Source organism: Metabacillus fastidiosus NBRC 101226, assembly GCF_001591625.1.
GTDB classification, from domain to species: Bacteria; Bacillota; Bacilli; order Bacillales; family Bacillaceae; genus Metabacillus; species Metabacillus fastidiosus.
In genome coordinates, this window is sequence record NZ_BCVG01000032.1 from 1 (window position 1) to 24,098 (window position 24,098).

Sequence of the window (24,098 nt, forward strand, 5' to 3'; positions counted from 1 at the left end):
TTATTAATTAAAAAGAGGGAGATATAAATGAGAAAGGTTTTTAAAAACAATATCCTGAGTCGAAAGGAATTGATTATTGAACAGTTGTTGGAATTGAAATCTTATAAATCGTCAGATAATCGCCAGCTATATGAGTTGACGTTAAGTGAGTTAGAGTATGAGTATGAAAAACTTTGCGATAAATATTAATTATTTATTACGATAAAGTTAACTATAAAAAGGTAAAATAAACGTTTGTTTAATAAAAATATATGAAATTAGTAGGTTTAAATAAAAAAATCATTGACTTTATTTTTTATTTGTGTTATAATTATATTTTTATTGACATGTTAATGTTTGTGCCTTAATATAAACTTTCTAGCATACTCGGCTAGAGAGTTTTTTTTATTATATATTAAGGTGGGAGATAAATGGAAAATAATAAGGTCAGTTTAACAGCTTTAGTCAGTTGCTTTGCTCGAGGCTATCATACGGTACATAGCGCAAAACCGATTTTCAATGACTATGTTGCTAATCGATTATTAAAAGAAGAAGAGAAGAAAATGATTGCAAGTAATTGGAGCAATGCTGCTTTATTTTTTGATCAAGAGAAGGGTGAAGCTTTTAATGATGATGAAAAGCTGAATTGGGTTATGAACACGCAATGTGTTCCACAGCTTGTAAGCAGATCACGTTATGCAGAAGATCATCTGTTGTCAGCGATTGAACGAGGAGTGAAGCAATATGTCATTTTAGGTGCTGGTTTCGATACTTTTGCTTTAAGACAAGAGGATTTACCTGAAGATTTTGTCATATATGAGGTAGATCATCCTGAAACACAAAAGTTTAAAATTCAACGTATGAAAGAGATGCATATAGAAAAGCCTGATAATTTAAGATTTGTTCCAGCTGATTTCATGAAAGAATCTTTGCAGGTTAAATTAAAGGAACAAGGATTTGATGAACAAAAGTTAAGTTTTTTTAGTTTATTAGGTGTTTCCATGTACTTGAGTAAAGCTGATTTTTTAAAAATCCTCTCTTTTATTTCAAATATAGCTCCAGCTGGCAGTTCCTTCGTATTTGATTATCTTGATGAACTGGCATTCCATCCTCTATTAGCAGCAAAGAAGCTTACACAAATGAGACAGATTACTGCAAAAACCGGTGAACCAATGATTACTGGTTTTGATCCGCTTTATCTGGATATTGAAGTACAGCATCAGCAAATGCTACTATATGAAAACCTTTCTCCCGAAAATATTGAAGATCAATACTTTAATGGTCAGGAAGATGAACTGCATGCTTTTGATCATTTTCATTTTGCACATTTAGTTGTGAATAAATAACAAATTTCCATATTTCCATTATTGCTCTTATAATGATAAGTAGTGTGATTATAGTAGGGTGCTTGTCAGAAAGGGAGTCTGGAATTGGAACTATATACTGAAAAATATGGAATTGGCGATAAGTATTTATTTATCCCTGGAATTACAGGAACCGTCAACTATTGGAAGCCGTATTTACAGCCATATACAACAAAAGGAAAGTTTATTCTAGTTGATCCTTTAGGTTTTGGAAGATCCCCTAAACCAAATATTAAGTATACAATCGATAACCATATACGTTCATTACATCATACTGTAATGTCGGAAGGTCCTTTTACCATTGTAGGCCATTCTATGGGAAGTTTACTTGCGTTAAATTTTGCAAATAATTACCCTCATCTTGTGAAAAAAGTAGTTTTAATAGGCATGCCGGTGTTTAAGTCTGAGAAAGCAGCTTTAAATTATTTTTTGAAGCGACTACAAATAATATTAACTTTTCGGCCCTTTGCGGCAGCAACTTGTATATTTTCTAGAATAATAGTGAAAAATCTATCTCCATTTCTTCAGAACAGAGAACGAATTTCCCATTTATGGAGCCCTGCTATGGTTGATGATATGTTAATGCATACATCGAAGTCATTTACCTCGAGCTTATGGGAAGTTGTGTACCGGTCAAATATAGTTAAAGTTGCAAGCACAGTCTCCAAGGATATTCCTATCATCTGTTTACATGGTAAAAAAGATTACTCAGCTCCCTTTTCACATATAAAGCAAATAGCAGAGAAATATGAAAATTGGAAACTCCACACTATAGATGCTGGAACACATCAAATTTTTATTGAACATCCAGAATGGTGTATTGACTATATATTAAATGAGAAAGAGAAAGGATATTAATAAACTTTTATTATGTTAAAAAAGAGAGGTGTATGAAGTGGATAATAATATATTAGTAGAACCTGCAGAACAGCTGAAGGCAAAAGAACAGTTTAATTGGAAACATTTAATTTTATCTGTTTTAATTTATTTGGCCATTAGTATTGTACTGGGAATTACAGTGGCTGTTCCGTTAATTATTCTCCAAGTAGGAGAAGGCGGGGATTTAGTAGATAAGATACTGACGGATGGGAGTATACTGCTTTTAATAGACGGATTAACAGTTCTCATCGCTCTTCTCATTTATAAGCCGCTGCGTATATTTATTAGAAAATCTTGTGATCTATCTGTTTTAAAATCAGGAAGAACTTATTTGTACATTTTAGCCGGGCTTTTGCTAACGTGGATCATTCAATATGTATTAATTGATATATTAAGCTTTGAAAACAATATTCAACAGCAGGAGGATTTGGGCTTTGCTTCGGTAAATGAGAGCTTATTAAAGCAGGCTTTATTTGTATTAGCAGTCGGAATTGTGACACCTATTAAAGAGGAATTTCTTTATCGCGGAATTTTATATGGTTTCTTAGCAAACAGATATCATTTTTGGATTGGATTAATTGTTTCCTCTGTTACTTTCGGGGTGCTGCACACTGGTTTTCCAGTAACAGCTTCTTTAATGGGACTTAATTTTGCATTACTTTATAAAAGAACTGGTTCTCTTCTTCCACCGATTATTCTGCACGCGGTTTGGAACTCAATCGTTGTATTTATACAGATATTTACTGCATAGACAGCTTATTGTCCATTGCTATTATATGTCATTATGACGGAGGTTAAAAAATGAACTCTCTACTTACATTAGAAAATGTAAAGAAAACAATAAATGGAAAAGAGATCATTAAAGGGATTAGTTTTTCTGTTCAGGAAGGAGAGATCTTCGGATTTTTAGGACCAAATGGGGCAGGGAAGACGACGACAATTCGTATGATTGTCGGGTTAATGAGTATTACTGATGGAGATGTTATCATCTGCGGAAAAAGTGTGAACAAAGAATTCAGTGAGGCAATTCAGCATGTTGGTGCAATTGTTGAGAATCCAGAAATGTATAAGTTTCTCTCAGGATATCAAAATCTGCTTCAGTATGCACGCATGCATAAAGGGATAACAAGAGAAAAAATAGAGGAGATTATTGACCTTGTCGGGTTAACAGATCGGATTCATGATAAAGTGAGTACATATTCCTTAGGGATGAGACAAAGGCTGGGACTGACACAATGTTTGCTGCATGATCCTAAATTATTAATTTTAGATGAACCAACAAACGGATTAGACCCAGCAGGAATTAGAGAAATAAGAGATCATTTAAGAATGCTTACGAGAGAAAAAGGAATGAGTGTCATCGTTTCAAGCCATTTGCTATCAGAAATGGAAATGATGTGTGACCGGATTGGAATTATCCAAAAAGGTGAGCTTATTGATGTTCAAGAAGTGAATGCCTTTGTAGAAAAAGGTGAACGACTTACATACGTTTTTGAAACTGGAGAAATTGATGCTGCATTACTATGGCTTCAAGAAGAGTACAAAGCACATATAACAGATACCGGTTTTACAATTCAATGTCAGAGGGATCATATTCCAGAACTCGTGAAGAGGTTAATTGAATGTAATGTAGCCGTCTACAGTATTAAACCGATATCTAAAACACTGGAAGACCGTTTCTTGGAAATTACAGCAGGGTGAGGAGGGGAAAATATTGGGTGGCTTAATTATTAATGAGTGGGTAAAAGTATTCAGCAGGATTGGGACTCTTGTTATGATCAGCTTAATTATTTTATTTGTAATGGGATTTGCCGGATTGGAAAAATATTTAGTAAGTGTAAGCACGGAAAAATCAAATACAGAGTGGAAACAAGAGATGGAAATGGAATTGGCAATTACTCGCTCTGATTTAGAGAAATTCGGAGAAGTAAATTCAAATTTAAGAACAGCCTATGAAAGGGAGATCGCTATTAAAGAATATCGTCTCGAACATGATCTTCCTCCGTCAACAGAAATGAATATGTGGTCATTTGTAGATAAAGCACAAATGATTATTTCATTTGCAGGCCTATTTGTCATTATTATTGCAGCAGGAACGGTTGCTTCTGAATTTTCATGGGGGACGATTAAACTTCTGCTTATTAGACCAATCAGCCGTTCAAAAATATTATTATCTAAATATATAACGATCCTTTTATACGGAATATTCTTTCTCTCTATTATTTTTGTGCTGTCAGCAATTATGGGATTCTTCTTTTTCGGAACTCCTGCCGAACATATTTTCCATCTGGCTTATGTAAATGGGGAAGTGGTGGAAAGGAATATTGTTTTTCATTTGATTGGTCAATATTTATTAAGCTCCATCGATATATTGTTAGTTGCAACGATGGCTTTTATGATTTCAGCTGTATTTAGAAATGGTTCACTTGCTATCGGTTTATCATTATTTCTATTGTTTACAGGGGGAGCAGTGACGATGTTATTAGCAGGGAAATTTGCCTGGATAAAGTATTTCTTATTTGCTAATACTAATCTCAATGTATACTTCGATGGTGTTCCACCTGTCGAAGGAATGACCCTTGAATTTTCCATTACAGTACTTATAATTTATTTGGCTGTTTTTCATTTTCTTGCATTTTGGCTATTTAATAAAAGAGATGTAGCAGCATAACTATTAAGAAAAGAACGGGCAAGTGCTTTCAGAGAGAGGCTTGTCCGTTTGCTATTGAAAAGGAGTTTAGTATGAAAAAAATATATGGAAGTTTAGTAGATAATGAAACCCGCTGCAAGCATTATCATTCGGAAAAAGATATAATTGCAATAAAATTTAAATGCTGTCAAAAATACTATCCTTGTTATAAATGTCATGAAGAGTGTGAAGATCATCTTATCTCTGTCTGGGGGAAAGAAGAGTTTGATGAATTTGCAATTATATGTGGTGTTTGTAAAAAAGAATATAAGATTAGTGAATATTTTCATATAAATAACTGTATACACTGCGGTTCTCAGTTTAATGAAGGATGCAGTAAACATTATTATCTTTATTTTCAATGTGAAATAGGTTCTTGAATATATTTGTTCATAAAGGAAGCATGAATGAGAGAAAGCTCACTCATGCTTCTTTTAAAGATTAGCTATACCATTCTTTTACTTTTCGATCTGAAGGTAAGAAAAATGTCACTAAACCGATAAAAGGCAAAAAGCTTACTATTTTTAATATGGCAGAAAGAGAGTATAGGTCAATTAACCCGCCTAAAGCAACTGCTCCTACTGCCCCTAAGCCAAAAGATAAACCTGTTGTAAGGCCGGCTACAGTACCGATTTTTCCCGGCACTAGTTCTTGGGCATACACGACAGTAACTGACCATCCGGACATTAAAATAAATCCATTAAATAAAAGGATAATATATGCCCAAAAAGGATCAGAAAACGGAAGAACTAAAGAAAAGGGAATGGACCCTGCCATTGATAGAAAAAGAATTGTTTTCCTACCGTATTTATCTGAAAGCGGTCCGCCAAAAAATGTTCCTATTGCACCAGATACAGCAAAAGTAAAAATATACATTTGTACTTGATTAAGACTTAATCCGAATTTATCCATTAACTCAAAAGGATAGTAGATAGATATTGCTGAATGATACCACGTGCGGACGAATAGTAAAAAGACAATAAGTATTAAAGCACATCGAATTACCTTTTGCTTTTTAGGATTGATTTGTTGCGAAATCGATTTTTTAATCATCTTGCTGCGTTGTGATAAATAATCTTTATACCAGCCTGCAATATGAAACTGTATGAAAATAGCAATCCCTATAATAATCGTAAACCATAAAGCACCTATTTGACCAAGTGGAACGAAGATTAGTATTGTCATAATGGTCGCAAAAGATTGACCAAGATTACCACCGACCTGGAATAATGACTGGGCGAATCCTCTTCGTTTTCCAGCAGCCAAAAACGCTACTCGTGAGGATTCAGGATGGAAAATAGCCGAGCCTAAGCCCATGAATAGAACAGAAAGTAAAGTGAAATAGAAATTCGGTGATAATGCGAGTCCAAGTATTCCAATAAAAGTGCAAATCATACTAACAGGCAGCATATATGGAACAGGGCGACGATCCGAATAAAAGCCAATAACAGGCTGGAGAAGAGAAGAAGTCATATTTAAAGTGAAAAATATAGCCCCAGCCTGCAAATAAGATAAAGTCATCTTACTTTTTAATATTGGTAAAATAGCAGGTACGATTGCCTGGATCGTATCATTAAATAAGTGTACTAAACTAATTAAAAAAAGAATTTTATATTGTGTTGCCTGACCTCCAGTTTCAAGCGATGCCTTCAACGGTTTCGGCGAATTATTCGTTGCGGTCTGCAAAATGTTACCTCTTTTCTTTTGTTTAAAGTGAAAGCGGGAAGGGGGTGAAATCCGGCTTTACCCAAATGTTGTCAAGCCCGCCTGATAATATTCTATATTGTTGATCTGGATTTGTATATGGAGCATCTTCTCTCCGATGCATCCCTCTTGTTTCTTTTCGTTCTAATGCCGAATGGTACATCCATCGTGCAGTAGCAGTCATAGCAGCGATCTCTCGGGCACGGACTATTTGTGACAATGGATAATCATCTTTATTTTTAATCTCTGACCAAATTTTTCCGAGATTGGTTAATGACTTTTTTAGCTTATCCTCTCTTCGAAACCAGTTTAAGTTTAATGGCAGAACTTCTTTTTGGATAGCTGTGATTAGTTCACCTATTGATGTATTTTCTTTCTTTGCGAAATTTAGAGAAATAGGGGTAGATGCAAGTCTATTGACTTCAGTTTCTTTATGAAGTTTAGAATGTTGAGAAAATTTTGCGGCTGCTTCTCCTGCCCATGTACCTGAAGACATTGCCCATGTCGCATTGTGACTGCCTCCACCTGTAAAGCTACCGCATATTAATTCACGTGTTGCTGCATCACCGGCTACGTATAAACCGGGAACAGAAGTTGCGCAAGTTTCGTCCACTATTCTAATTCCTCCGGTTCCCCGAACTGTACCTTCATAACGGAGTGTTATTTCAAATTTCTGTGTAAATGGATCGATCCCTTTTCTTATAAACGGTGTAAAAAAGTTTGGTTGGGCTTTATACATCCACTGTTTCATTTCTTCTGTTACTTGATCGATACGGGCATAGACACGTTCGTTCATTAAAGTTTTTGCTACAATGGAGCGATCGGTTTGTCCACCGAAATCCTCAATACGTGTTCCGTCTGCCCGATAAAAGGAAGCCCAAGCATAAAATGCCGTTTTTGTCATAGAAGAGAATATGGGAGAAAAGGCATAGGCATTTGAGAATTCCATTCCGGATAACTCAGCACCGGCTTCAGCAGCCATTAAATAGCCATCTCCTGTAAGAACGTTACAACCTAGTGTTTTGCTAAGAAATGCACAACCACCGGTAGCTATAATAATAGCTTTTGCTTTTATTCTCCATGGAAGTTCAGTCTTCTTATTTATTCCGATTGCTCCGCAAACGCCTTCTGAATCAGATAATAATTCAAGAGCAGGGGAGTGATCTAGAATCTTTACTCCAGCTTTGTGAACTAGCTTCCTCATTAATTTCATATAATCTGGTCCTTGGAGTCCACCCCTGTATGGCTTACCTTCATGGTCAGTCGTGAAGGGATACCCCCAAGCTGCTAGATTATGCATATTTATATATGTTTGATCTAATGCTTTATTCATCCAAAAACGTTCTGTCAGGAATCCACCCAACTTCTCACGTTTTTCTATTGCGGCTTCTCTCTTGTCCGGATCAGGTTCAACATACCAAACATTGGTGCCTGCGGCGGCTGTCGCACCGCTTGTTCCACAATACCCTTTATCCGCTAAAATAACTTTCACTCCCAGAGCAGCTGCCGTAATGGCAGCCCATGTGCCAGCAGGACCCCCTCCTAAAATGAGGACATCTGTTTCTAAATTGTTCATCTCTTCATATAAAAGACTCATTAAATCCCTCTTTTCTTTTTAATAATTTAGTTATAAATAGAATCCTCGATTAGCTAGACCGTCTTTAAGATTTTCACGTCGAGGTCGGCTTAATTTTTCTGCTAACTTGCTAGTCCAGCTTCCACTTTCTTTTCCGTTTGATCTTCTCTTTGTGTATTCTTTATTTACAGAATCATATTTTTGAATAAATTCTTTATAATTATGAGAATTATAATAGTTTTCATGGACAACTATTTGGTGCGAAAGTCTTGGTCTTAGGACCGGTTCTTCATTTGGAACACCTATACATAATCCGAATACTGGATATACGAGCTTGGGGAGATTAAGTAATTTGGCTACTTGATCAATATCATTGCGTATTCCGCCAATATAGACAATACCAAGACCAAGTGACTCTGCTGCAATTACAGCATTTTGTGCTGCTAATGAAGTATCAACAGTTGATGAAATTAAATGTTCGACTGAACCAGCTGCTTGAATATGAGGATATTTCTCGCTTAAAGCAACATTGGTTCTGTACAAATCCGCGCACCATACAAGAAATAAAGGGCAATTTTTAATTGACTGCTGGTTTCCAGATAACTCGGCTAGCTGCTCTTTTAATTTATAGTCACGAACAGTTATAATGCTGTATGCCTGCATGTTATTTGATGTAGATGCTGCTTGTGCTGCATTTAAAATTTCTCTTAATTGCTCCTCGCTGACAGGATCTGATTTAAACTTTCTAATTGAGCGATGATCCAGCAGTTTTTTTATTGTATAACTCATTTTTTATTCCTCTCCTTCAATATAAATTAAAAAGAGGTTTCCAAGTCGTCCTGTAATAGGAGCTTTTGGAAACCTCTAGTTGTCTAGTAGATTTGCATCTATAACTACATTAAAACCAAGTAAACTTATTTGTAATATATTATTTAATATTAAATTAGCTTTGTCAATTATAACTATAAATAGAAATTTTTTAGAATGATTTGACATTTCAAAAATATTTTGGTAAATTTAAAACCAATTAATTTGATGTGGATTATATGCGTTCACTCGTCCACCATTCGTATGGAGACTGTTGAGGTCACTAAAATGGAGGGGAGTGTTAGATATTATGATAGAACTAATTAGCACTACGAAATGTGTTAATTGTAATTTGTGTGTGAAAGTTTGTCCTACAAATGTATTTGATAAAGCAGATGGAGGAATACCTGTAATTGCAAGACAGCAAGATTGTCAGACTTGTTTTATGTGTGAGGTTTATTGTCCGGCAGATGCTCTTTATGTAGCCCCTGAGGCAGAAGAGAGTGTATTCATTGTTGAAAAAGAAGTAGAAGAAGCTGGTTTACTCGGGAACTACAGAAAGGCCGTGGGGTGGGGAAAGGGCAGAAAACCCGCAGCTGTAACGGATACGACTTATTTTATGTTAAAAGCTCTTAGAGGTTAAGAAAGTATAATATTAAGTAAAAATTAAACTTTGACTGACTAGTTAACTAGAAGCCTGAGTGTTCCTTTTGAGAAGTAAAGGAATATTCAGGCTTTTTACATTATAAGGAGGAACGAGAAATGAGTTATCAGGAAATCGTGCTGGAAAAGGATGATTCAACAGCAGAAAAATTATTAATGGTCGAAAATCTCATAATCTCTTATAAGAATAATAAAACCGGAAACTATACAGAGGCGGTAAAGGATGTATCCCTTCATATTAACCGTGGAGAATTTGTAACTATTGTAGGGTTAAGCGGGTGCGGGAAGTCGTCATTTTTAAATGCGGTTGCAGGATTAGTGGAAATTACATCCGGAGCGATTAAGATAAATAATCGGAAAGTTAAAGGCCCTGGACAAGATAGAGCGGTAGTTTTTCAAAAGTCCTCATTACTGCCATGGAAAACAACGATAAATAATATTATTTATGGACTCGAATTGAATGGCGTACCGAAAAAAGAAGCATTAAAACGGGCGGAAAAATATGTAGAGATGACAAAACTAAAAGGTTTTGAAAAATATTATCCTTCTACTCTATCAGGGGGAATGCAGCAAAGAGTTAACCTAGCGAGAGCTTTAGTAGTGGAACCGGAAATACTTTTACTTGATGAGCCATTTGCAGCTCTGGATGCTATTACAAGAGAAGAAATGCAAAATGAACTGCTTGTATTATGGGAAAAAACAAAAAAAACTGTATTGATGGTAACCCATCAAATTGATGAGGCGATATTATTATCTGACCGGGTAATTGTATTGTCGGCACGACCTGCGAACATAGTAGCTGATATTCGAATAAATCTGGAAAGGCCGAGAACATTAGATGTTAAAAATAATCCATTATTTGATGCTTTAGCTCAAAAAATTTGGAACTATATTCATAATTCCTCCCAAAAGAAAGGGGATGTGGAGTATGAAATATAAAGAGGCTGTCGCGATAAAGTTAAAGCCGGCTAAGGTAAAGATTCCATCTTTTAAAAAAATATTTAAGGTGAGAGAAGGTTCTTTTCTCGGCGTAGGTGTCATTTTTCTATTATTAGTTGTATGGGAGCTTGCCTCCAGCCTAGAACTTATAAATCCGATTTTTTCTAGTTCTCCGAGTCTGATTTTGAAGGAAAGTATAGTTATTATACAAGACGGGAGTATATGGCAGCATATTATCGCGAGCAGTAAAATTTTCCTTGTAGGTTTTTTCTTAGCGATTGTTGTAGGAATACCTGTTGGTCTAATAATGGGCTGGTTTAAAAAAGCTAATCAAGCATTTGGACCGCTTGTCGCTGCTGTATATGCAACACCTGATTTAGCGTTAATGCCATTATTTATTGTTTGGTTGGGAATGGGAATGGGCTCGAAAGTATTTCTTATATTTCTTGGAGCAGTGTTCCCAATTATTTTAAATATTCAAATGGCAATGCGGAGCATAGATAATGATTTAGTAAAAGTCGCTAAATCATATGGGGCAAGTCAAAATCAAATATTTAGAACGATTGCTCTTCCTGTGTCCATTCCCTTTATTATGACAGGCCTGCAAATTGCATCGAGCAGAGCATTAATAGGAGTTGTAGGCGCTGAAGTATTTGGAGCACAGGAAGGAATTGGTTATATGATAAGGTATGCCGGTATGAATTTTCAAATGGATAAAGTTTTTGTATACGTCATTATTATTACTTTATTAGCAATAATATTAGATCGCTCTCTAAATGTCCTAAATAGAAAGTTTGATTCATGGAGAGGTTTAGATTGAGATACTACATGATTTTATGGGGGCCAACAAAATGACAAAGAAAATTATCTTTCCACTAGTTCTTTTATTTATCTTCTTAATAGCAGGTTGCGGCAAGGAGAATGTAAGTCAAAAAGAGCAGGCTTCTGTGGGGAATACAGAGGTGAAATCAAAGGAATTAGTTAAAGTAAGGTATGCTCAGTTATCTAAAGCTGTTCTTAATATCTATATTCCGTTTGCTGCTGAGAATGGGGTTTTTGAAAAACATGGAATTGATTTAGAGGCAATTAACTTTGATAATGGCGGACCTGAAGCACTTGCCGCTGTTGCAAGTGGACAAGCTGATATGGGGAGTTTTGGGACTCCGACTTTAACAGGTATTTCTAAGCAAATACCATATAAACTTGTAGCATCTCCCTTAGACAGAGAAATTACATTTGTATTAGTTGCAACAAAAGATATTAAAGATGTAAAGGATTTAAAAGGAAAAGTTATAGCAACGGGAGGTGTTGGAAGTGGACCCCATCAGGCACTTCTCAAAATTTTAGAGGCTAATAATATTAAGAAAGATGAAGTGATTATACAGGCTGCTGGGGATGTGAATGAGGAAGCTATTTTAAAAGCGGGACAGGCTGATGCAGTTATAACATCGGAGCCGCTTGTTACAAAACTGGAGCTTGAGGGAGTTGCACATGAACTTGTAAAAGCCGCGGATGTATATGGAAAATATCAGCATCGCTATGTTTTTGCAACAAATGATTTTATAAAAAATAAACCGGAAGCTGTTCGGTCAGTATTGAAGGCGCAACAAGAAGCAATCAAGTATGCTCAGGATAATAAGGAAGAATTAATTAAATATGCTGTGAAACATCTTGAATTGGACGAGAGTCTTGTTAGAAATTTTTATGATAAATCAATACCGGGATGGAGTACAGATTTGTCTATTGATACTGAAGCAGCTAAAAATGCTTTTAATATACTTAAAGATTTAGAAGAAATAGATAGAGAATTTGATCCATCGGATGTATCGAAATGGTATGATGACAGATTTCTGCCAAATTAATTTTAAAATTTATTTTAATGTAGTTATTGTGTAGATGATTTCCTGTTTAAAAAGATAAAATAATTTGTGTTACATTAAAAAGGCTGTTCTTATTGGTAGAGAAATAAACTGATGAAACAGTCTTTTTAATGGAGTGAATTACAGATTAAGTGCTTTCTTTAATGTCGTCTAGCTAAATTTATATAGACCTATATAAATGTTACATTGAAACAATATATTGAAATAAACTCCTTTTTTATAAAAGAAATGTTAATTTCTCCGATATATAAACAAAGGGGGGATTCGTCATGAAACTAAATATTAGAATGAAATTAATCACTATATGTTTAATTTTGTTAGCGCTTCCAATTCTAATTATTGGAATGGTCAGTTATAATTCCGCGAAAAACAGTTTAGACGAATTAGGAGCAACAGGGTTAAAAAACAATGTCATAATGGCAACGCAAATGATTGATTTATTAAATAAAGAGGTAGAGAAGGGAAATCTCTCTTTAGAGGAAGCTCAGGAACAGGTAAAAGAAAAATTATTAGGCAAACTGCAAGAGGATGGAAAAAGATCTATAGATACGAAGGTTGATATGGGCGAATATGGATATTTCTTCGTACTGAATGAAGATGGAATGGCAATTGCTCATCCAGCCAGAGAAGGGGAGAACTTAAATGATTCTCAGACACCTGATGGTACTTTCTCTACGAGGGAAATTGTACAGACTGCTAAAAGTGGCGGGGGCTTTGTTCATTTTGATTTTGCCCTTCCGAAAGATCCGGATCGTATTGAACCTAAGATTACTTATACAGAGCAGGATCCTCATTGGGGATGGGTGATTGCGTCTAGTTCATATATGATGGATTTTAATAGTAAAGCTGTACATTTATTAACAGTATTATTCATTGTTTTAGGAATATCTTTAGCTGTTGGAATCATTATTATTTTCTTATTTTCTAATCATCTTTCAAATCCGATTAAATTAGTAACAAGGGAAGTTGCTAAAGTAGCTGATGGTGATTTGAGAGGGGAGAAAATAAGAATTAACAATAGAGATGAGATCGGAGAATTGGCGGCATATTTTAATCAGATGACCGACAATTTAAGAGAAATGATTAAACAGGTTTCTAATACTTCTATGCAAGTAGCTGCGACATCAGAGCAATTATCAGCGAGCAGTGAAGAGACAAGTAAATCCGTTGAGCAGGTAGCTGATTCAATACAAGAAATAGCAGCTGGTGCAGATACACAAGTAGCTAAGACAGCTGAGGCAAATGAAGTTGTTTCAGCAATTTCGAGTAATATTGCTTATATTGTAAAAAATGCTGAATGTGCAAGTAAGACATCTTACCAAACTTCAGAAATGGCCGAAAATGGAAATGAAGTTATTACAAAAACAATTGCACATATGAATATGATTCAGAATAAAACGGCTTCAACTGCGAATATGATGAACACATTAGGTGATAAATCAAAGGAAATTGACAAAATTGTATCCATGATAACAGCTGTTGCTGAACAAACGAATTTACTTGCATTAAATGCCGCGATTGAGGCAGCAAGAGCAGGTGAACATGGGAAGGGATTTGCTGTTGTAGCTGATGAAGTCCGTAAATTAGCAGAGCAGTCGCGAGATGCAGCTAATCAGATAGGGAGTCTTATTCAAGATATTCAACAAAATATAAACCAGTCTGTAACAGCAATGAATGAAGGAAGAATTTCTGTAGATGAAGGAATTCAATTAGTAAATGATGCAGGGGACTCATTCGAAGGGATTGTTGAAGCTGTTCAAAAAGTAACGGGGCAAATTGAAGAAGTTTCAACAGCTGTACATGATATGTCACAAGGAACAGAATCGATGGTGACTACAATAAATGAAACAGCAAAAGTCGCAGAAGATTCAGCTCTTTTCACACAGAATATTGCAGCAGTAGCAGAAGAACAAAATGCTTCTATGGAAGAGATTGCTTCTGTATCTGATTTACTAGCAAAAATGGCAGAAGAACTCCAGGAATCTATTAAAACATTTAAAATATAATAAGTTTATTTAAAGAATCTGAGAAAGCAAAAAATGCTATTTCAGATTCTTTTTTATTGGAAATTATTTCTGAGATGTATAGGCGTAAGATTTTTGTAAGAATTACTTAATAAGTAAGCAAATATTAGAGCTTAGAATAAAGAGAAGAAAATAAATTGATAGTAAAAATTGAAAAAGCGGTGATATTGATGGAACAAGTAAAACGCAAAAAATTATTGCTAACTATTTTAATGGTGAATATGTTTATTACAATGGTAGGTATCGGATTGATTATCCCGATTTTACCTAAGTTTTTATTAGAGTTTGGAGTTGGCGGACAGGAGATGGGCTATCTTGTTGCGGCATTTGCTCTAACACAGTTTCTTTTCTCTCCTGTTGCTGGTGAGATGGCAGATAGGCATGGGAGGAAAATTATTATTTTGCTAGGTATTTTTATATTTAGTATTTCCCAGCTTATTTTTGCTGTTGGCACTGAGATGTGGATGCTGTATATATCAAGGCTGCTCGGTGGAATTGGAGCGGCATTTGTAGTTCCACCAATGATGGCGTATGTAGCAGATATTACAACAGAAGATGAACGAGGAAAAGGGATGGGCATGCTTTCAGCAGCAATGACTCTCGGATTTGTCATTGGTCCGGGTGCCGGCGGATTCCTGGCTGATTTTGGTTTGCGTGTTCCTCTTTATTGTTCAGCAATTATTGCTGGTTTAGCAACTTTGACGACCTTTCTCTTCTTAAAGGAAACATTGGCTAAAGAAGATAGGTTGAAGATGAGAGTGGGAGAGAAAAAACAGGAAAATATATTTACACAGCTTGTTAAGTCTATAAAAGCTCCCTATTTTATATTGTTAGTTCTTGTTTTCGTTTTAACATTAGGTTTAGTAAATTACGAGGTTATTTTCGGACTGTTTGTCGATGTGAAATTTGGCTTTACACCGAAGGATATTTCCATTGTTATTACAGTTGGTGCATTAGTAGCAACTATCGTTCAAGCAGTATTAGTTGCTAAGTTAATAACCCGCTTTGGCGAAAAAAATGTGATGAATATGTCCTTATTACTTGCCGCTGTATCAATGATTTTATTGCTTTTTGTTAAGGGATTCTGGACAATTCTTATTATTTCAGTACTATTTTTTATTGCGACCGCTCTTGTACGACCGGCTGTCAACACATTATTATCAAAGATGGCTGGAGATGAGCAAGGTTTTGTAGCTGGAATGAATAATGCTTATATGTCGATTGGTAATATGATTGGTCCTGCAGTTGCCGGAATTTTCTTTGATATAAATATTGATATTCCATATATTTTTGGTGCTGTTATTTTATTAGGCAGTATAGGAATAGTGACTGGCTGGAAAGGTGAAAAGAAAGAGCGGAATGTACAAGAAAGCTGTTAAATACGGATGGTTAAAAAGAGAACAATTTAATGATTAATTAATTTCCCGCATAGCGGCTGTATTCTATTATGGAAGAAGCATGCTCATATGCGGGTGTTTATTATGGAATTAATTTCGCAAAAATAATCTCTATTCATAGTAAGATGAGAGTATAGATTAAAAGGTAATAATTGAAAGGATGATGGACATGGAGAAAACGATCCTTCTTATTGAAGATGATCGTTCCATTAGTGAAATGGTCGGAAATTATTTAACAAAAGAAGGTTTCAAAGTTATATCTGCTTTTGATGGAGAAGAAGCTTTAAATAAATTTCATCAGAGTTCCTTTCATTTGATTTTATTAGATTTAATGCTGCCCAAATTAAATGGAATGGATTTTTTAAAAATAATCAGGGAGAAGAGTTTAGTACCAGTCCTCATTTTATCTGCTAAAGATGGAGAGGTGGAAAAGGCTCTTGGATTGGGGTTCGGTGCTGATGATTATATTACGAAGCCTTTTTCAATGATTGAGCTTGCTGCAAGGGTAAGAGCTGCGATCAGAAGGGCAATAGATTATTCAAATAGTGAGATGATAAAAAAGCCGGACAAAATTATCGTTCATGAAATTACCCTTGATATTCATAATTTTCTAGCCGAGAAGAATGGGAAAGAGATTAAGTTGACTTTTAAAGAGTGGAAAATTTTAAAGCTCTTTTTTATGAATCCTAAGCGAGTTTTTACGAAGGAGCAGATTTATCATTCAGTATGGGAAGAAGATTATTACGGGGATGAAAATATTATTAATGTTCATATGAGACGGCTTCGGGAGAAAATTGAAGATGACCCATCCTCACCTCATTATATTAAAACACTTTGGGGAATTGGCTATCGTCTTGGAGAATTTTAGCATGATATGGATCCTTTTTGGAATAATTATCGTTTTATTCATTATTATTGTTATACAGTTTCAAGTAAAAAGAGGGATAGATAGAGAGCTAATCTATCTAGCAAGGAAACTGAATAGTGTGAATCAAGAGAACTCTGATGAAAAGCTTCTACTAGTAACCGATAATAAAGCTTTACAAGTATTATTAACTGAAATAAATGAAGTGCTGAATGATAAGCAGAAGTTAGGTGCTCAGTTTGCGCGCACAGAGATTTCTATAAAGAAGATGCTGGCAAATATTTCACATGACTTAAAAACGCCTTTAACAGTTGTATTAGGTTACATAGAAACAATTGAACATGATCCTGCTATGGATGGGTTTGAGCGTAAAAGGCTCTTAGCAAATATTCATAGAAAAACAATTGAAATTATTAAACAAATGAATACCTTCTTTGATTTAGCCAAACTGGAATCAGGTGATAAGGAAGTGCCTTTAACTAAGATCCACTTAAATGAAATATGTAAGAAAACAATCCTTGCCTTTTACGATAGTGTACAGGCAAAAGGTATAGAAGCTGATATTAATATACCTGACAATCCAATCTACGTATTGGCAAATGAAGAAGCTTTAGATCGGATATTACATAATTTGTTGTCAAATGCCCTGAATTACGGTGCGGATGGAAAGGTGATAGGCCTCAGTCTGGAATGTGTAAACAACGATATTTTTATTAAAGTATGGGATAAAGGAAAAGGGATAGAAGAACAAAATCAGGATCGGGTTTTTGAAAGGCTTTTTACACTTGAAGAGTCGCGGAACAAAATGTTCCAAGGAAGCGGGATCGGTTTAACTATTACAAAGAGACTTGTGGAAGCAATTGGAGGAGAAATTACTTTAAAAAGCAGACCATTTGAGAAGACAGTTTTTACAATAAAATTAAAGAAGCTGATTTATTAGAAATGTAAGAATTTCTTAAGAGTTATGAAATAAGAAAGAGAGAGTTTATTATTAAAATAAATATTGTGAGAATCAGGGAGGAGGTTTTAACAGTGTCATATATTATTAAAACGAGTCGCTTGACGAAAGCTTATGAAGGAAAAGAAATTGTTTCAGATTTTGATATGAATGTGAAAAAAGGTGAAATTTACGGATTTTTAGGACCGAATGGTGCAGGTAAAACATCTGTCATGAAAATGCTGATGAATTTAGTAAAGCCGACGAGTGGAGAAATTGAACTTTTTGATGAACCATTAACAAATACATCTTATGAAGTCTTTCGAAGGATTGGGAGCATGATTGAGTATCCTGTTTTCTATGAAAAACTATCAGCAAAAGAAAATTTAGATCTTCATTGTGAATATATGGGCTATTATAACAAAAATTCAATCGGGGAAGCTTTGGAAATGGTCGGTTTGAAAAATATTAATGAAAAACCGGTAAAAAGTTTTTCTCTTGGGATGAAGCAGCGTCTTGGCATTGCGAGAGCAATTATTACGAAACCTGAGTTATTAATTTTAGATGAGCCCGTTAATGGTCTTGATCCTGTCGGTATTAAGGAAATTCGGAATCTTTTTCAAATGCTGAGTAAAGAGTATGGAATTACATTACTTATTTCAAGCCACTTATTAAGTGAAATTGAACAAATAGCTAACACAATTGGGGTTATTAGTAACGGGAGATTAATCGAAGAAGTTTCCATGAATTATATTAAAGAACAGAAAACCGATTATGTTCAACTCGTATCAAAGGATCACAAGAAAGCATGCTTTGTTCTTGAAAATATATTAAATATTTCAAATTTTAAAGTCATAGCTGAAGATACTATACGAATCTATGAATCTGAAGTTTCGCAAACTGTTATTTCAAAGAAGCTTATTGAAAATAATGTAGGAATTGAATCAATAAGTAAGCATAATACATCTCTTGAAGAATACTTCCTTAATCTTATCCAACAAGGGAAAGCAGGTTGAAAAGATGTTTAAGCTAATGAAATTAGAGATGAGGAAAGGAAAATTCGGATGGTATGTGAAGGGAGCGATCATTGCAAATCTTTTCCTGGCTGCTTTCTCATGCGCAATGGGGTTTATAGGGAGAATTGAAGAGAATTTCCCATTTTCGAGCTATTCGGATGTTTTTATTGTACTGGGAGCTTTAGTACGAGCGACATTCATCGTATTCGGAGCAGTCCTTATTTCCAGACTAGTAATAGAAGAGTATAAAACAAAGACTATTTCTATTATGTTTACCTATCCTGTCAGCCGGAAAAAGCTTATTGCAAGCAAATTATTATTTGTTAGCGGGATTACTTTTATCACTATTTTCATTTCTAACTTAATCGTAGTTTCGGCTTTTATTAGTATAAATTCATTTTTTAATTTTGTTCCCCATAGCATTGATTTAAATAGTGCACTTAAAGAAGTAGCAAGTATGATGACCTACGCAATTGCTGCAGCAGGAACGACTCTCGTTTCTTTGTATTTCGGACTGCGTAAACAATCGGTTCCGGCAACAATTCTTTCTTCTTTATTGATTGTTGGATTAATTAGTCAGCATAGTCCAGGATATTTCTCAACAGCTTCTATTATTTATATTCCGCTTGGATTGGCTGCTTTTGGAATATCATCTGCCTTTTGGGCAATAAGGAATGTAGAAAGAATGGATGTCGTTTAAGGGACGATGTGTGTGGATAATAAATAGTGAAAGAGCTTTATAAATAATGATTGGGAAAAATATTTTTTCCCAATCATTATTTATGTTGATACATAGTAGTCTGATTGTTAAATAATCATAAAAATATCTCCAAAGAAAGAATTCCCCTTTATTGAACTTTCCAGAATAAAGTTGATTCTCCTTTAAACAAGTACCTCAAACTAATGGTAAGTTAAGGTTTTTCATTTAAACAAACGTTTAATTAACATTACAATATGACATTTGTCATCTTACTTTCATGACAAATCTTACTAAAATCCATCCTCCAGTAAGCATAAGATAAAAGTATCAAGTGCGGAGGTGTTTTTAAGATGAGTGATGTTCTAAACCTAAATAATGTGACGAAGTCGTTTAAAGATAAAACAGCGGTAAATAAAGTTTCATTCTCGATTGGAAAAGGAGAGATTGTTGCGATTCTCGGACCAAATGGAGCCGGGAAAACGACAACTATTTCAATGATCTTAGATCTTTTAAAGCCTACTGGCGGGGAACTTAGAATATTTAATGAGCTTCCAGCTAGTAAAAAGGTTAGGGACAAGATTGGCGTTATGCTTCAAGAAGTCAGTGTCATGTCCGGATTAAATGTGATGGAAATTTTACAGTTAATCAGAAGTTACTATAAACAGCCGATGCCTTTAGATGAGCTTGTCGCTTTAACGAGTTTAACGGATAGTGATTTAAAAACAAGAGCAGAGAAATTATCAGGAGGACAAAAAAGAAGGTTGAGTTTTGCCTTAGCATTAGCTGGGAACCCGGAATTAATCATTTTTGATGAACCTACAGTCGGAATGGATACTCAAGCAAGAAAACGCTTTTGGCAAACAGTTCGGGAACTTGCTGATCAAGGGAAAACAATTATATTTTCAACACATTATCTTCAGGAAGCTGATGATGAAGCAAAGCGTATATTGCTTTTTAAAGATGGTGAAATCGTCGCTGATGGAACACCTGAACAAATAAAGTCCAAGATTTCAAAACAATCTGTATCGTTCAGTGTTGATCCTGGTATTTCAATTGAAGTACTTTATTTACACAGTGAAATTGATAATGTACACCGGGAAAATAATCGTGTCTATGTCCAGTCAAACAATACAGATAGAGTACTGGAAGTAATTTTTCAAGAGAAACTGGGAGCATATGATATTCGAATTGAAAGTGGAAAACTAGAAGAAGCATTTGAACAGCTGACTAGTGGAAATAAGGAGGCTATTTAATATGCAGATGTTAAAAATGCAATGTAAAGCAGAAATTATAAAAGTGTTACGTAATAAATATTTCCTTTTTTGGTCTCTTCTCATGCCTATTATTTTCTATTATATTTTTACGAATGTTGTAAATACAAATGTTGCGGACCAAGCGGCATGGAACGCTCATTATTTAATGTCTATGACAGTATTTAGTGTTATGGGGTCATCTATCATGACACTTGGCATCCATTTAGTTGAAGAGCGTTCACAAGGATGGTCCACATTTATCCGGACTACGCCGCTTTCAGATAATGTATATTTTGCTGCTAAAATGATTGGTCAGACTTTTATTCACGTTCTTTCTGTAACAGTTATATTTATTGCGGGGGCTGTTATCAACAGTGTGTCACTGACTGCGTTAGAATGGATTATGAGCGGTTTATGGATTCTAATTGCATCTTTACCTTTCCTGGCGTTAGGTTTATTAATTGGAATGATGAAGAAAGTGGAAACAGCTGCTGCGATAAGCAATGTATTATATATGGTATTAGCAGTGTCGGGAGGGCTTTGGATGCCCCTTGAAGTAATGCCGAAAACGATGCAATTAATCGGACAGTGGCTGCCTTCTTATAATTTTGGAAATGGTGCCTGGCAAATTGTAAATGGAGAATTTCCAGAATGGAAAAATATCCTTATCTTACTCACTTATTTAGTCTTATTCATGCTACTATCTAAGTATATTAGGAGAAAACAAGAAGTGATGTGATAAAAATGATTTCTATGTTCCCGAAAAAGTTTGGTCTTTTTCCATATATCTTCCTCGTTTATTTATTGTTTCCGATCTACTTTTTAACGAAGGAGACAGGAATAAAACAGTTGACCGGTTATGGTATGTTAGTGTTATTTCTCTTTACTTATTGTAAGCTTTTTTATCTTATAGAGAAGAAAAGCTTCTCATTTTGGTTAGCTGTCCAGCTCGCAATTGTATTTATTTTTAGTGTTTTTTATGATTTAAATTACTTGTTCCTTGGTTTTTTTCCTGCTAATTTTGTTGGCTGGTACAGTAGTAAAAAGATGTTCAAGTTTGGTTTTATTGGCTTAGTTATTGTAGAGATAGCACCGTTTATTTATCAATTAATGACGAATCCAAGGCTTTCAGCAGTAGATATTATATATGTTATACCATTCATTATCATTATGCTTATTTCTCCTTTTGGTATCCGTTCAATGAATAGAAGGATGGAGCTTGAACAGGAACTGGAAAAAGCAAACGAAAAAATTGAAGAATTAGTGAAACGTGAGGAGCGTGTCCGTATTGCCCGTGATCTCCACGACACTCTAGGTCATATGCTGTCTCTCCTTACGTTAAAAAGCCAGCTTGTACAAAAGTTAGTAAAGGTTGATATAGAAAGGGCAAAGCTTGAAGCAAAAGAGATGGAGGATACTTCACGCGCAGCTTTAAAACAAGTTCGTGAACTTGTGACAGATATGCGGGCAATTACTATTACAGAGGAACTTTTACATGCTCAGCGAATTTTAAGGGCGGCGGGCATCACTTATCATTATGAGGGAGACAGCAGTTTCTCAAATATTTCTCCTTTTATCCAAAATATTATGGGCATGTGTATGCGTGAAGCTGTAACAAATATCATTAAGCATAGCCGTGCCTCACATTGTAAAGTTAAAATTGTTCAAATGGCAGACATGATAAAAATTACTATGAAAGATGATGGAATAGGGATAGATGAAAAAAAGCTGTATGGTAACGGTTTGAAAGGAATTGAGGAAAGGCTTACTCTTATTGACGGTGTACTCGTACTTTCAAATAGCAATGGAACTGCTGTACAAATAACAGTCCCTATTATAAAAAAAGTAGATAGAGAAGAAGGTGCGATAGGATGATAAGGCTGTTTATTGCAGAGGATCAACGAATGTTACTCGGTGCATTAGGATCTCTACTTAATCTTGAGGAAGATATGGAAGTGATCGGTCAAGCGATGAATGGAGAGGAGGCATTCCATTCGATTTTAAAATTTGCACCAGATGTCTGTTTAATGGATATTGAAATGCCAGTACTAAGTGGACTGGAAGTAGCAGAGCAGTTAATGAACGAGTCATTTGGCAGTAAAATTATTATCTTGACTACATTTGCACGTCCAGGTTATTTTGAAAGAGCTGTTAAAATTGGTGTACATGGTTACTTGCTAAAAGATGGTTCCATAGATGAACTAGCAGATTCAATTAGAAAAGTAGTAGCAGGAAAAAGAGTATTCAGTCCTGAACTTACATTTGAGGCGATTCGTGAGGAAAATCCGCTAACTAAAAGAGAACAGGAAATTTTAAGACTGGCTGTATTAGGAAAAACGACAAAGGAAATTACAGAAGAGTTATTTTTATCGTCAGGGACGGTTAGAAATTATATTTCAGAAGTTATTCACAAGCTTGGTGCTAAAAATCGGACAGAAGCAGCGAGTATTGCAGAGGAAAAAGGATGGATATAATCCTTTTTAAAATTAGAATATGACTTTGAAAGAAGAAATTCAGCGTCTCAATTTAAAATGTTAATTGAGAGACTGAGCTGATTGTAGATTTAAAATAAAGTTGTACGGTTTATAAAAAAGTCATACCGTTTTGAAAAAAGATTAATCGGAATTATCTACACTTTAGTTTTTCTTATTGAATTAACGGGGCAGGATAGTTGTATAAGATAAAATGGATTTAGTGTGATGAATGTCAAAAAACTACACTCTTTCAAGAATGTAGTTTTTCGGACGAGATTATTTTTTCTTTACTTCGCTGTTATAAAAATTATATAACTTATCTATGGATGAACTTGATAAAAGAGGTACTGCTCTTTCAATCATTTTTCGATTCCAATCAAACCAACGCATTTCCATTAATTTGATAATTTCTGAATCAGTGAATCTTTTTTTAATTTCTTTTGCAGGATTCCCACCAACAATTGTATAGGGGGGGACATCTTTTGAGACAACAGAGCCTGCTGCAATGATTGCACCTTCACCGATTGTAACACCTGGCATTATCATAGCGTTCATACCAATCCAGGCATCACTTTTGATGACTGTATCACCTTTTGGTTCATATGATTGTTCTAATTGCTCAACAAATGGATAAACCGTAGCCCATTCAGAGTGGTGGTTATGGTTACCACCCATTAAAATGACTACTCCACTAGCAATACAAACATAATTTCCAATAATAAGCTTATCAAGATGCCAACCATATTGTTCAATAGGATTGAAAAGCTTTTGAGATTTAAAATCTCCCCATAAATACCTTACACAACCATCTTCAAAGTTTTGATTTCCGTAATAACCTGAATAATAGGAATAATCACCCACTTCAATAAGTGGATTTGTCACTATATCTTTTAAATACTTAACTTCAGACCAATGATTAAATAACGGTTGATTCATAACTATACCTCGCTTC

The 24,098-nt window shown here is 35.0% G+C and carries 25 protein-coding genes; 21 read left to right on the top strand and 4 right to left on the bottom strand.

Annotated elements, in window-relative coordinates; translation table 11 throughout:
* The first annotated feature begins 27 nt into the window (after window positions 1-27).
* The 7 genes from BFA01S_RS21890 to BFA01S_RS09990 all read left to right on the top strand — a co-directional run bounded on the left by BFA01S_RS21890 (window position 28) and on the right by BFA01S_RS09990 (window position 5,291).
* The gene (locus BFA01S_RS21890; protein ID WP_082799941.1) at window positions 28-189 is read left to right on the top strand and encodes a Fur-regulated basic protein FbpA; all 162 of its coding nucleotides are present in this window, start codon (window positions 28-30) and stop codon (window positions 187-189) included.
* Window positions 190-410: 221 nt separating this feature from the next.
* The gene (locus BFA01S_RS09965; RefSeq protein ID WP_066229279.1) at window positions 411-1,325 is read left to right on the top strand and encodes a class I SAM-dependent methyltransferase; all 915 of its coding nucleotides are present in this window, start codon (window positions 411-413) and stop codon (window positions 1,323-1,325) included.
* An 84-nt stretch (window positions 1,326-1,409) separates the two neighbouring features.
* Window positions 1,410-2,201 carry an alpha/beta fold hydrolase gene (locus BFA01S_RS09970; RefSeq protein ID WP_066229282.1) on the top strand — a complete coding sequence of 264 codons (792 nt, stop codon included), beginning with the start codon at window positions 1,410-1,412 and terminating at the stop codon, window positions 2,199-2,201.
* A gap of 37 nt (window positions 2,202-2,238) precedes the next feature.
* Window positions 2,239-2,973: a CPBP family intramembrane glutamic endopeptidase gene (locus BFA01S_RS09975; RefSeq protein WP_066229285.1), complete on the top strand. Its 735-nt coding sequence runs from the start codon at window positions 2,239-2,241 to the stop codon at window positions 2,971-2,973.
* A gap of 50 nt (window positions 2,974-3,023) precedes the next feature.
* Entirely contained in the window at window positions 3,024-3,923 is a 900-nt protein-coding gene (locus tag BFA01S_RS09980) for an ABC transporter ATP-binding protein (protein ID WP_066229287.1), read from the top strand.
* Window positions 3,924-3,936: 13 nt separating this feature from the next.
* Complete coding sequence (locus tag BFA01S_RS09985) at window positions 3,937-4,893, top strand: ABC transporter permease (RefSeq protein WP_066229290.1); 957 nt, start codon at window positions 3,937-3,939, stop codon at window positions 4,891-4,893.
* Window positions 4,894-4,964: 71 nt separating this feature from the next.
* Complete coding sequence (locus tag BFA01S_RS09990; RefSeq protein ID WP_066229293.1) at window positions 4,965-5,291, top strand: CHY zinc finger protein; 327 nt, start codon at window positions 4,965-4,967, stop codon at window positions 5,289-5,291.
* Between the two features lie 61 nt (window positions 5,292-5,352).
* On the opposite strand, the gene BFA01S_RS09995 is transcribed toward BFA01S_RS09990, so the two are convergent.
* Genes BFA01S_RS09995 through nfsA form a run of 3 tightly spaced genes read right to left on the bottom strand, consistent with a single transcriptional unit; the run spans window position 5,353 to window position 8,980 of the window.
* Window positions 5,353-6,600, bottom strand: coding sequence for an MFS transporter (locus tag BFA01S_RS09995; RefSeq protein WP_412758877.1), 1,248 nt, complete (start codon window positions 6,598-6,600; stop codon window positions 5,353-5,355).
* 19 nt (window positions 6,601-6,619) lie between these two features.
* Window positions 6,620-8,212, bottom strand: coding sequence for an FAD-dependent oxidoreductase (locus BFA01S_RS10000; RefSeq protein ID WP_066229295.1), 1,593 nt, complete (start codon window positions 8,210-8,212; stop codon window positions 6,620-6,622).
* Between the two features lie 30 nt (window positions 8,213-8,242).
* Window positions 8,243-8,980 carry an oxygen-insensitive NADPH nitroreductase gene (gene nfsA / locus BFA01S_RS10005; protein ID WP_066229298.1) on the bottom strand — a complete coding sequence of 246 codons (738 nt, stop codon included), beginning with the start codon at window positions 8,978-8,980 and terminating at the stop codon, window positions 8,243-8,245.
* Window positions 8,981-9,308: 328 nt separating this feature from the next.
* Here nfsA and BFA01S_RS10010 point away from each other — a divergent pair, with 328 nt between their 5' ends.
* From BFA01S_RS10010 to BFA01S_RS10075, 14 genes are all read left to right on the top strand, one after another.
* Complete coding sequence (locus tag BFA01S_RS10010) at window positions 9,309-9,641, top strand: 4Fe-4S dicluster domain-containing protein (RefSeq protein ID WP_066229301.1); 333 nt, start codon at window positions 9,309-9,311, stop codon at window positions 9,639-9,641.
* Window positions 9,642-9,760: 119 nt separating this feature from the next.
* Entirely contained in the window at window positions 9,761-10,600 is an 840-nt protein-coding gene (locus BFA01S_RS10015; protein ID WP_082799944.1) for an ABC transporter ATP-binding protein, read from the top strand.
* Window positions 10,590-11,420, top strand: a complete 831-nt coding sequence (locus BFA01S_RS10020; protein WP_066229304.1) for an ABC transporter permease — start codon at window positions 10,590-10,592, stop codon at window positions 11,418-11,420. The genes BFA01S_RS10015 and BFA01S_RS10020 overlap by 11 nt, the downstream gene beginning before the upstream one ends.
* Window positions 11,421-11,451: 31 nt before the next feature.
* Complete coding sequence (locus tag BFA01S_RS10025; RefSeq protein ID WP_066229307.1) at window positions 11,452-12,462, top strand: ABC transporter substrate-binding protein; 1,011 nt, start codon at window positions 11,452-11,454, stop codon at window positions 12,460-12,462.
* A 287-nt stretch (window positions 12,463-12,749) separates the two neighbouring features.
* Entirely contained in the window at window positions 12,750-14,486 is a 1,737-nt protein-coding gene (locus BFA01S_RS10030; protein ID WP_066229310.1) for a methyl-accepting chemotaxis protein, read from the top strand.
* 188 nt (window positions 14,487-14,674) lie between these two features.
* Window positions 14,675-15,883, top strand: coding sequence for an MFS transporter (locus tag BFA01S_RS10035; RefSeq protein ID WP_066229360.1), 1,209 nt, complete (start codon window positions 14,675-14,677; stop codon window positions 15,881-15,883).
* A 187-nt stretch (window positions 15,884-16,070) separates the two neighbouring features.
* On the top strand, window positions 16,071-16,769 hold the full coding sequence (locus tag BFA01S_RS10040) for a response regulator transcription factor (RefSeq protein WP_066229317.1): 699 nt from the start codon (window positions 16,071-16,073) through the stop codon (window positions 16,767-16,769).
* Between the two features lies 1 nt (window position 16,770).
* The gene (locus BFA01S_RS10045; RefSeq protein WP_066229320.1) at window positions 16,771-17,706 is read left to right on the top strand and encodes a sensor histidine kinase; all 936 of its coding nucleotides are present in this window, start codon (window positions 16,771-16,773) and stop codon (window positions 17,704-17,706) included.
* A gap of 92 nt (window positions 17,707-17,798) precedes the next feature.
* Window positions 17,799-18,719 (top strand): ABC transporter ATP-binding protein, encoded by a 921-nt coding sequence (locus BFA01S_RS10050; RefSeq protein WP_066229323.1) that lies wholly within the window; start codon window positions 17,799-17,801, stop codon window positions 18,717-18,719.
* Window positions 18,720-18,723: 4 nt separating this feature from the next.
* The gene (locus BFA01S_RS10055) at window positions 18,724-19,419 is read left to right on the top strand and encodes an ABC transporter permease (protein WP_066229324.1); all 696 of its coding nucleotides are present in this window, start codon (window positions 18,724-18,726) and stop codon (window positions 19,417-19,419) included.
* 350 nt (window positions 19,420-19,769) lie between these two features.
* Window positions 19,770-20,672 (top strand): ABC transporter ATP-binding protein, encoded by a 903-nt coding sequence (locus BFA01S_RS10060; RefSeq protein WP_066229325.1) that lies wholly within the window; start codon window positions 19,770-19,772, stop codon window positions 20,670-20,672.
* A 1-nt stretch (window position 20,673) separates the two neighbouring features.
* A complete protein-coding gene (locus tag BFA01S_RS10065; RefSeq protein WP_066229327.1) occupies window positions 20,674-21,411 on the top strand; it encodes an ABC transporter permease in 738 nt (245 codons plus the stop codon).
* A complete protein-coding gene (locus tag BFA01S_RS10070) occupies window positions 21,408-22,547 on the top strand; it encodes a sensor histidine kinase (RefSeq protein WP_066229330.1) in 1,140 nt (379 codons plus the stop codon). Before BFA01S_RS10065 ends, BFA01S_RS10070 begins: the two co-directional genes overlap by 4 nt.
* A complete protein-coding gene (locus BFA01S_RS10075; protein WP_066229333.1) occupies window positions 22,544-23,146 on the top strand; it encodes a response regulator transcription factor in 603 nt (200 codons plus the stop codon). Before BFA01S_RS10070 ends, BFA01S_RS10075 begins: the two co-directional genes overlap by 4 nt.
* Window positions 23,147-23,422: 276 nt before the next feature.
* On the opposite strand, the gene BFA01S_RS10080 is transcribed toward BFA01S_RS10075, so the two are convergent.
* Window positions 23,423-24,082: a CatB-related O-acetyltransferase gene (locus BFA01S_RS10080; protein WP_066229337.1), complete on the bottom strand. Its 660-nt coding sequence runs from the start codon at window positions 24,080-24,082 to the stop codon at window positions 23,423-23,425.
* Between the last annotated feature and the right edge of the window lie 16 nt (window positions 24,083-24,098).